This window comes from Legionella waltersii (genome assembly GCF_001468085.1).
GTDB classification, from domain to species: domain Bacteria; phylum Pseudomonadota; class Gammaproteobacteria; order Legionellales; family Legionellaceae; genus Legionella; species Legionella waltersii.
Genome location: NZ_LNZB01000038.1, coordinates 89,405 through 99,606, shown reverse-complemented (window position 1 = coordinate 99,606; position 10,202 = coordinate 89,405). Strand labels below are relative to the sequence as shown.

Genomic DNA, 10,202 nt, shown 5'->3' with positions numbered 1-10,202 from the left:
ACTAGGTGCTTGAACTCTTTGTTGCTGTGTAAAGGCACTTACTAAAGCCTGAAAACGAGAAGGATCTCCACTTTTTTGCCAAGGTTGGCTGCTGTCTTGACGGAATTCATAACCAATCACTTTATTTTGATTAATCATAAGGCGTTGGTTACCGCCTCTACTTTCATAATATTGGGATGATTGTTGATGACTCTGATTATTCAATGGATTCGTCGTTGTAACAGATGGCTCTCCTGTAGAAGGTACAACCCATTGTGGCGATGATGGATTAATCTTACCGACTAAATTATCGTGACTTAAATTTTGAGTGATTTTTAAACTTTGGTATGCCTGCTGAGGATTGGGTATTACGGGAGTGCCTCCTTGCTGTTCAAGTAAGTTATTCCCTTCTTCCAGAATTAAAATTCCCAACATATTTTCGCCTTTACCATCTGGGCCTGATGCCCAGTTATTGTCATATTGACTCACCTCAACAGGTAGAACACCTTCTTTGGCACACTCTATTGCTTTCTTGGCTAAATCAGGATGTTGTGCTAATTTTAATCGAATGATAGTTCTCATAAAATCAACTGATTTTTTTCCTCCAGTAGGATTATGAATTGCATGGTAATCAGCATCACAAAGCTTATCAAATTCTTTTTTATCTACTACATTAAGTTTGTTTTGATTTAACTCTGGAAGATAACGATTAACAAGACCATCATAATGTTTTCGGGGTGAGAACTCTTCGTTTGTAGCCTCAATTTCTTCTAGCATTTTAGTTAAAGTCTTTTGGGCTGGATCTCCTGGGGGAAGTTTATTTTTTAAATGAATAATTTTTTGTGCATGATAGGCATGTTCTGATGACGGCCAATTAAAATTTAATGGTTGCCCATGAACTGAAACGGATTGCTGAATTCGATATTCCTTAGCGTTTGTTCCTACTGGAGTAGTATTTGCAAATGATCCATAGGGTTGAGTAGTTGGATTTTTAAAAGGCGCTATTTTTAAACCATTTAGGTTTAAATAGGGTGCTGGCATGGAGTAACTCCAATTTCAGAACAATAGAAATCACGATCTAATTATAGCAAATTGTAATATAATTGATCAGAGTTTTCTTATGCCTTAATCAACGGGATGTTCTTCTAGGGTGCAGACCCATATGAGGCAATAAACAATTCTAAACGCAATATTCCTGACTAGTCTCTGGGAAGTCTATGAGAAACAGCCTCTACCACCCTCAATACGAATTGGTCTCATGAGTCCATATACGTTGCCTAGACTCTTTGTTGTATTTATTGTCTTGATCTGGTTTTATCCTTGACTAAGAGCTGTCTGGAATCTTTCGAAGTTCGTCCACTATATAAGAAAAAAGAAAATGCCTTTCAGCGGGTTTTATCGACAAAAGTCTTTGAGATGTTGTTTAATAGCCTGTTCATCATCGAACAGCAACACATCCTAAAATAGCTTTGCAGAGTCTTCGAAGCCTCTTGAACCGTGTCTAAAAAGCTAAACCAACCGTTTTCTCCCTGGGCATATTTTTTCCTCCTTTCGTTTTATCTTGATATTTGCTAATCGCTGTCATAACAGCCACTTGGAGCTTCAGTTAAACTAGTGGAGTTATTGTTTAAATACTCAGAAACGTTAGCATCCTGAGGCACAGCGCTATAGAGCGTGTTACTCTTGTAACTAACTCATCAATCAATAACTAACCTGTTCTTGTCTCTTTTATCGGTGAAACGAGCTCCGGTGGACTCCAGGCGGTAAGTGTATTAAAGACCTTGGATTGATTGATGCTTCTTTATCTAGGTCTTTTCGAAACAAAAAAACTTAGTAATGCCGGAGATCTATTATTGCTAATTGTCTGTATACTCATTAAAGGGGTGAGTCCTGCCCATTAAAAACTGGGGATGGATACAAACACGTATTAGTTCAGTGATTTTTCGCCCCTTACTGAGAACAATAAAACGAAATGCTGCTTGATTTCTTTTCTGCTTAATTTTTTAGAGTTTGAAAAAAAGCGCAGTACTTTATCAAATTCATGTTTTGTGCCTGAGCCAAAAATGATTTCGTCGTCTGTACCAACCACAATTGGATCGCTTAAATCAGGGGAGATGCTTGCGACTGGATGAGGGGGCTTTTGGTTGTTTGCTTGTCAGTTGCAGATACTTTTCCCGTGCATTCACGAAGTCTTCATAAAACGACAAGCATTTGTTTTTTTCAACAGTTCTTTTTAGTTAGGACAGACTAAAACTGTCATTCAAATGATTATGCAGATCGGCCGTATGCTTTTTTTTCATGCTTGCTCGACCAAAAAGATTAAATGTAAGTCAATGTGCATTTAATTATTCCTTAATAATAAGTATTTATACTATTAGTTCGTTTGTTTTAGATCAGCTGTCATCATGCCAAGAATATCTTTTGGACAAGCTTTATTGCTATTGATTGATAAATATAAAGAGGATAAATCCATTTGTAGGGCTCTAAGGCAATTTTATATTGAAGGTATTTTTTCTTCAGCCGATCTAAAATACATTGAGAATTTATTCCAAGAGAGTTGCCTAACAGAAGAATATGAAATTTCATACAGAGACATGGACATCAATGAAGATGAATCCCGACGTTATTTTGAAACTCATTTAGCATTTGAAACCTTATTAATCGCTCTAAATCAAATAAAAAAAGACGATCTTTTGGAGTATAACAAAGCACTTTATGATGCTTTACCAGAAGAAAATAGAAATAAATTTAATAATTATACGAATGGAAAGATTTCGCCAAAAGAGGATAATTTTGCTACTGAATACATGGATGCATTCGAGAAAGTGCAGCATCATGAAAATTATCAAAGTTTATCTTTTGAGCAAAAGGAAAAGCTAATATTAACTCTAAGGGCTTCCTGGTTGGGGGTGTTGCATGCCAAAAATCCTCAAGTGCCACTTAATCTTTATGGTACTGGATTTTTCTCAGAACAAAATAGAGGAAGAGTTGTAAAGGAAAAACCTAGTACACCAACCTTAGCCTTTATTTCTGAACGCTCCCCTTATTTTTCGAATCATTTTGGGTTGATGAAAACTTATATGCCAGTGCCTCGCAATGACATTGCTTATGCAGAACGTGGATTTACTTTTCTAAAACCATCGGATCAAAATACCTACGATCCACTAGCAGAGTGGCCCAGGAAAAATTTTTCCAAACGGGTTCATCCTTTCTCTTGTTCGATATCAGGTACAACTTTATGCCAACTGCGTTTCATGAAAAAATTACAGGACGAGGGAAAGCTGGTTTTTAACTCGCAAGAAAAATTCACTAATTTTTTAAAATGCTTTTTTTCTAGTTTGTTATTCAACAGCGGTGGGCATGCTTTCAATGAGTTTTTGGGGGTGTTGGAGATGACTGAAATAAGAAAAGAATTTACTTTTATTGATGGTTTTGATCAAATCAATGCGACAATGCTATTACTTGATGGAAATGAAAGTGCCTTTGATAAAGCCCTAAATGACACATTTGCCTACACCAAAGTCTTGTTGGCAAAAAAAGCGGTAAACGATGAACTAAGAATCTCTGTATAGTGGGCTGACCAAACTTTAATCAAAACAAGATAGGGTTGATTTTTATAAACACATGAAAGCGGTTGTCATTTCAGAGGCTGGCAAAGGGGGGAAGTCTAGCCCTTTGAATCTATATAACCCTGATAAACTACTGATTAACTATTCTAGTGCGTGTTCCTTTAAACAAAACCTCGCAACTTGCGAAAGATCATCTACTTGCCCATTTAAAAGAAATGGATGTTGTTAAGCGATTAAATTGTCCAAATGCAAATGGGGCATTTGCAAAACAACTCATCGCCGAACATGTTGGTCATACCAAAGCGATAGGACGACCTCATGTCTTTGGCGATACTGCGAAAGGTTTTAAAGACATTAAAGCAGAGCTTGCACATCTAAAGGGGGAGCAACTAAAACGAGAAATTTTGTTTGATTTTAAAAAAGAGGTCGATAAATTAACGACGCTTGAAGAATTAACGAGTTTCGAACAACGAACCATAATTCAAAAATCACATGCTTATCAAATCCTTGAAAAACAACAGGGATTCTTGTCCAGATTAAGTTCTACGGAGACTGATTCAGTGAAAGCGTTGAAAAAAATGGTTCATGAAAAAAGAGAGGCTTTGCGTTTTGAATCAAGTGGACCGATTGACAAGGTATTAACGGCTGGAATAGGCGGGTCATCGACCCAGGCACAGTCTACTTTATCAGGTCATTGAGGAGTGTTACCCGTTATTTTCGTAAGTCCTGTTCAAATAATTTAATTTATTATTCGTTCTCCAGCTGAATATGTCCTCAACGGCCTAAATCCTATTTACTCAAGTGGGGCTTTGATTTATCATCACACATTTTGTAATTCTAAATATCAATAATGCAGTTATTGTTTAAATTATCCCTTCAACTTAGTTTCTACTCAGAAGCTCGCTTTCCGAGCCATAAGGTTATTCCCAACACCCGCTCTTTCTAAGTGCTTGTTTTCTTGTTTTAAACAAAACCACTACCTAATTTATTCTCAATAGAAGGGGCTAAAATGAAATTAGAAAAACTTCGACAGATATTAAAAGAATATGATCAAACATGGTACCTCCGTAAATATTTTTATGGAGATCATGAGCGAGCTAATAAATTTAGAAATTACTTACAAAAATTCGAAAATGCTCAAGATGATTATGAATTAACTGCTTCTGATGTATTTAGATTACTTAAAAAAATACCTGAAATTGCTGCGGGTGGCAGTAATTTGCAATTTATCGAATCAATAAGAAATAATATTGCCTGTAATGATTTGTTTGAAATTTATACTGTTTTAAAGAGCGCCAAGCTAATGACAGAACATAGTTTTCAAATTATTTACAGCCTTCCATATGATGGACTTTCCTTTTTACAGAGCTTATTTTGTGGTTTGCCATCTCAGCGAATTGCTTTAAATTCTGAGGTTCTTGAGACTGTATTAGTAATTGCTTCCCGGACACCATATTATCTAAAAATAATTGAGCAATCTTTAAGATTTTTGCACAATAGAAATCATCTTACTATCACTGCACTCAACTTACTTGCCAGCAAAATAAATGATATACATTCTATTTTTCATATACTACAAGAGCTTGATAGAGCAAACTGTTTGAATGATAGATGCTTAGACTATTTTGCTCAGCAAGAACATCTTCATTCAGTCGATACTTTAATTTCCTTGCTAAATCGTGCAGAAATTACTCTTGATGATGAACTCATTAAATCAATATGCACGAATAGCAACATTCATTACCTCGAAGAGGTTATACCAGTATTACTTGATTCTAAGGAATTGCTTTTAAATATTGAAACCTTCACAATGCTCTTAAAGCAAGATTTTATATTTTTTTTAGAAAAGAAATCCGTTTTGAAAATACTCCAGAAAAATGACTTGCTTGATAAAAGGGCATTTGATCATGTTTGTACTAATGATATTTTTTCATTAAACCAAATATTAGTCATTTTATCCGATAAATCCTTATTAAAAGACAATAAAGAAATAATTAACTCAGTATTCAATAAAGAGTTTGATGACTATCGGTTTTATAGTGCAATTCGCTATTTACAAAAAGCAAATTTGTTAGATCAAACCTCACTTACTTCTTGTTATAAATTAAGTTTAAAGAAAACAAAAGCTGAGTTATTTGATTTACTTAAGTTATTTGATGATAGTAATTTTAGTATTAGCAAGGAAAAATTAGGTGATTGCGTATTCTGACGAAAATGAACACCCATTCTGGTCGAACGTGAACACCTGTTATTTTAACGCATTGTCCCAGTGACCTTTTACACTAAGTGTTCACTTTCAGTCAATTTCCCAAGTATTTTTCGCATGGATTCCCCTTTTAAATTTAATCGATGAGCATTATGAACCAATCGATCCAAAATAGCGTCAGCCAGTGTGTTATCACCAATACAGGCATACCATTGATCGACGGGAAGTTGGCTAATGATTAGTGTTGATGACTGTTCATGTCTATCGTCCATAATTTCCATTAGATCACTTCGTTGAGCTTGGGTTATTGGCTCCATTCCCCAATCATCAATGATCAATAACCTGGTTTGTGACAGCGCTGTTAATTCCTTGTGATAGGTGCCATCGGCTTTGGCTTTCGCCAAGGTGATAAATAATCGTGACAGACGGTAATATCTGGTTTGAAGACCTTTCAGGCAAGCACTATGACCGAGGCTGCAGGCCAAGTATGTTTTTCCACTGCCACAAGGTCCTGTAAGAAGCAGGTTTTGTTTTCTGGTTATCCAGTCTGCTTGTGCCAACTGAGCTATTTGATTTTTGGTAATGTTTCTGGATTGTTTATAATCAATGCCCTGTATATTGGCATTGAGTTTAAATCGAGCTTGCTTGATAAGTCGCTCCTGTTTTCGTGTATCACGACTTAAGCTTTCTTGATCAAGCAATAACTGTAAACGCTCTTCAAAGCTCAATCCATCATAAGTATTGGGCATTTCCTGCTGTGATTGCATGGCACTGGCCATGCCGCCTAATTTTAATTGACGTAATTGCGCCAATATCTGATGAGTCATAATGTGTTCTCCTGATTAATTAATGAAAGGAATGTGGGCCACGAATGTTTTCATGGCTTTGTGGCAAACTGATGATGGGATTGTCCTGTATGGGCAATCTGTCCAGATTGCTTTCCAGTATATTTTTAATATTTTTTAATCGGGAAAGTCCTGCATCGTTGGCGCGTGCGCAAGCTGCGTTCAATCGCACAGCCGGATAGGTTCGAGACAGATTTAATAATCCAAGACAGACACGATAGCTTTGTTCAGGATGCTCTCGTCTTGAGAGCTGCCTGTCTACCCAAAGCAGAACGTCAGGACCTATATCTTTTGCCCAGTTTTTTAGCCGTCCCGGACTCCAACTGTGATGCTTCTGATGGCGTTCTGGCATATGCCCTGACTCTGTGGTCATTCCAGCAAAGAACTTACGGGCGTGACTGGCTATCATTTTCTGTTGGAAGTACAAACAGACACGTGATTCTTCCGCATGTAACTCGAGTACCTCACCAACAAACTGATGAGGTACAGAATAATGATGACGTTGATACTGTACATGGTAATCGATATTAACCTTGACTCGTTTAATATCAACAAATTGGTATGCATGTTCTGGCAATGGCTTTAATGAGGGCTTATCCATTTGCTCAAATGCGCTGAGGCGATTGCCAGACATTTGCTTAAATGGGCGTTCGTTCAATTCTTTGAGTAGCACCTTAATGCAGGCGTTCAGCTCTCCCAGAGAGAAAAAGCTCAAGTGCCGCAAGCGAGCAAGGATCCAGCGCTCAACCACCTGAACGCCAACCTCTGCTTTAGCTTTATCCTTGGGCTTGTAGGGTCTTGCCGGAATAATGCCAACACCATAATGGGCGGCCAACTGCTGGTAGCTCGGATTGATGTCCGGATCATAGCGGCATGCCTTACTCACACCGCTGCGCAAGTTATCCGGAATGATTAGCTCTGGTGTGCCACCAAAGAAACACAGGGCTCTGGCATGACTACTCAGCCAGTCAGGCAATGATTGTGTCCAGGTCGCTTCAGCAAATGTGTAGCTGGAGCAACCCAGTACCGCTACAAAAATCTGTGCTCTTTTAATTTCGCCAGTACTGGCATCAATCACAGGAACCGTTTGGCCTGCGTAATCAACAAACAGCTTTTCTCCAGCCTTGTGAAGCTGGCGCATGGAGCGTTTTTGCTTCTTCGTCCATTCCATATAATTGGCGCAATACTGGGGATAGCTATAACAGTTATTGGGATAGTGCTCTGTATATTCTTCCCATAATAACTGCTTTGTCATTCCCTTACGCTTTAATTCGGTATGAACCAATGGCCAATCAGGCATTACAAACCGTTTTGATGTATTGGTATCGGCTTTCGGATAGAACAGAACAGCCAGCTCTTTATCACTCAAGGATTCTACCTGAGGCCAAGTAACTCCCAGTGCTGTTGCCTTACTCAATAATTTTTGAATAGCGCCCACACTGATTCTGGCACTGCGATGGATTTGACGCACGGATAAACCAGCCACCAAACGCAATCTTAATATCTCTCTTATATTACGCATTGTAATCCTCTTATTCGGCATCCCCGATCTCCCTTTCTGATGGATGGATCGAGAATAGCAAATCAATTTAAATTCAATGCGTTAAAATAAATTCTGGCGGAACGTGAACACCAATTCTGGCAATGTGAACACTCATTCTGGAATATGTGGAAAAGTGTTCACGTTCAACCAGAATCACTGTTCACGTTCCGCCAGAATCGGTGTTCACTTTCAATCAGAATGAGTGTTCATTTTGGGGCAGAATATGCAGTGATATCCTTTCTTTGTCTTGGTCCAATCTTAGTCGGTTCTACGGAATGATATTCAGGCTTGTAGTAAGAAAGCTATTGGATCAAAATTCATTGGACAAAGCATTTCAAAGAGTGACAGCAAAATTACCTTCCGTTTCAGAATCTGCAGTAAGCATAAATAGTAGAAAAGAAAACAATGTTCCACGTTCTGAGCTTAGGATAGACAATAAAAAGGGTTTATTCATAGAACACAGTAAACAATATGCAAGTGGCGGTTTTGGTGAGGTTAAAAAAGGATATAGTTCACCGGACTCAGCTGAACCTATCTATGGTATTAAAAGGCTAAACCAACGAGATCCTATTAAAGCTCAACGCGAGGCAATCCGTGAAGTTAAATATCATCGATTACTTGGACGCCAGGCATTTTATTTTTCAAGAAACGGATCAATACGTATTGTTTCAGAATGGCAACGTGAACAAAGTGTAGATCAATATGCTTCGAGTGAACTATTGCAAGTTTCAATAGAGAAACGACTCCGCTGTCTTAGCTCAGGCCTATCTGATCTTAATGTCTTGCACCAACACTATCGAATTCATGGAGATGTGAAGTGCCAAAATTTTATTCTAAATTTAAACAATACTTCAATGAAACTCATTGATTTTGGTACTTCACATAAAAAGGGTTCATCTAAATCTTTTGGATGGACTACTTTATACCGTGATCCTTATACTTTTTGGGATCATTTCTGCAAGGATCTTTATGCTATGGGGATTGTAACCATGTATTTATTTCCTGAAATATATACACTTAATTATGAAGTAACTGAGCTAAAACCCTTTATTAATAAAACCAGTTTAACCATTTTGGAAAAAGCCGTTGTAAATCTTGTTAACTCCATGATGAATCGAGAAGCCAATTTAAGATGTACCAGTGAAGATGCGTTACATTACTGCAATGAACTCATCAAGCATTTGAATCCATTGGATGTGGAGAGTGTTGGTCGAATTGCAAACTCCAGCGTCCGTCCTGCTAATCCGAGTCTAGAGCATGTTTTTCGAATGTAATCAGCAAATGGCTGGTATTAGGGTTTTTTGCGGAAAACTTCGTCAATCCTCGATTTGGTCTAAACTCGTCTTTAGGAGTTATGATTAACTCAGGTGCAATGAACCAGCGCTCTTGTTTTCCACATACCTAATACACACTATTAGGATAGGGTGGTATTCCACCCTATCCTAATTCAAGTTAACGGTTTGTTTTTGATGGGTATTCGATCAACAATTGATTTTCAATGTTAACAAGCGCTCTTGCCTTACCAAAAAAGCCACATATCCTATGCTGACTTAAAGCATTTTTAACGTTTACATCCAAACGCACATCAACAACCGATTTATTTTTGATTGCTTTCTGTAATGCTTCTTCAATGTTCTTCGCTTTTTGTTTAGCACCACAACTAAATAACCCTGTGGCCTTATTTAGCCTATTTATTTCATCAATGACTTCTTTCGTACCTTTTGGTGCCACCATTGCTTTTTTTGTATTTTCAACCAATATTGGGTGAGCATCGTAAGAATCATTCGCAGTGCATATTCTGGCCCAAAATGAAGCAGCTAAATTCGGAAAAACCACCTGAGAAACTTGGTGAGAAATCACCGGAGGAACATCGTGAGAAATCACCGGAGGAGCTTCGTGAGAATCTACCTGAGAGACTTCGTGAGAATCTACCTGAGAGACTTCGTGAGAAATCACCTGAGAAACTTCGTGAGAAATCACCGGAGGAACTTCGTGAGAAATCACCGGAGGAACTTCGTGAGAAATCACCGGAGGAACTTCGTGAGAAATCACCGGAGGAG

Annotated in this window: 7 protein-coding genes and 1 pseudogene; 4 read left to right on the top strand and 4 right to left on the bottom strand. The window is 38.0% G+C overall.

What is annotated here, in order from left to right:
- Window positions 1-1,020: pseudogene (locus Lwal_RS08025) on the bottom strand (hypothetical protein); the annotation flags it as partial.
- A gap of 1,364 nt (window positions 1,021-2,384) precedes the next feature.
- Here Lwal_RS08025 and Lwal_RS08020 point away from each other — a divergent pair.
- The 3 genes from Lwal_RS08020 to Lwal_RS08010 all read left to right on the top strand — a co-directional run bounded on the left by Lwal_RS08020 (window position 2,385) and on the right by Lwal_RS08010 (window position 5,757).
- Complete coding sequence (locus Lwal_RS08020) at window positions 2,385-3,551, top strand: hypothetical protein (protein ID WP_058480305.1); 1,167 nt, start codon at window positions 2,385-2,387, stop codon at window positions 3,549-3,551.
- Window positions 3,552-3,697: 146 nt separating this feature from the next.
- Complete coding sequence (locus Lwal_RS08015; protein WP_058480304.1) at window positions 3,698-4,246, top strand: hypothetical protein; 549 nt, start codon at window positions 3,698-3,700, stop codon at window positions 4,244-4,246.
- A 311-nt stretch (window positions 4,247-4,557) separates the two neighbouring features.
- A complete protein-coding gene (locus tag Lwal_RS08010; RefSeq protein ID WP_058480303.1) occupies window positions 4,558-5,757 on the top strand; it encodes a hypothetical protein in 1,200 nt (399 codons plus the stop codon).
- Between the two features lie 68 nt (window positions 5,758-5,825).
- Here the strand turns inward: Lwal_RS08010 and istB are convergent, their stop codons facing one another.
- Window positions 5,826-6,584 (bottom strand): IS21-like element helper ATPase IstB, encoded by a 759-nt coding sequence (gene istB / locus Lwal_RS08005; RefSeq protein WP_058480302.1) that lies wholly within the window; start codon window positions 6,582-6,584, stop codon window positions 5,826-5,828.
- A gap of 16 nt (window positions 6,585-6,600) precedes the next feature.
- Window positions 6,601-8,142, bottom strand: a complete 1,542-nt coding sequence (gene istA, locus Lwal_RS08000) for an IS21 family transposase (protein ID WP_058480301.1) — start codon at window positions 8,140-8,142, stop codon at window positions 6,601-6,603.
- 305 nt (window positions 8,143-8,447) lie between these two features.
- Between istA and Lwal_RS07995 the strand changes: the two genes are divergently transcribed.
- The gene (locus Lwal_RS07995; protein ID WP_058480300.1) at window positions 8,448-9,416 is read left to right on the top strand and encodes a protein kinase domain-containing protein; all 969 of its coding nucleotides are present in this window, start codon (window positions 8,448-8,450) and stop codon (window positions 9,414-9,416) included.
- A gap of 178 nt (window positions 9,417-9,594) precedes the next feature.
- Here the strand turns inward: Lwal_RS07995 and Lwal_RS17910 are convergent.
- On the bottom strand, window positions 9,595-10,202 hold a 608-nt coding region (locus tag Lwal_RS17910; protein ID WP_238584285.1), incomplete at its 5' end, for a hypothetical protein.

Coding starts and splice junctions, on each gene's coding strand:
- Lwal_RS08010 (WP_058480303.1), top strand. CDS start 4,558: ATGAAATTAGAAAAACTTCGACAGATATTAAAAGAATATGATCAAACA.
- Lwal_RS08020 (WP_058480305.1), top strand. CDS start 2,385: ATGCCAAGAATATCTTTTGGACAAGCTTTATTGCTATTGATTGATAAA.
- istA (WP_058480301.1), bottom strand. CDS start 8,142: ATGCCGAATAAGAGGATTACAATGCGTAATATAAGAGAGATATTAAGA.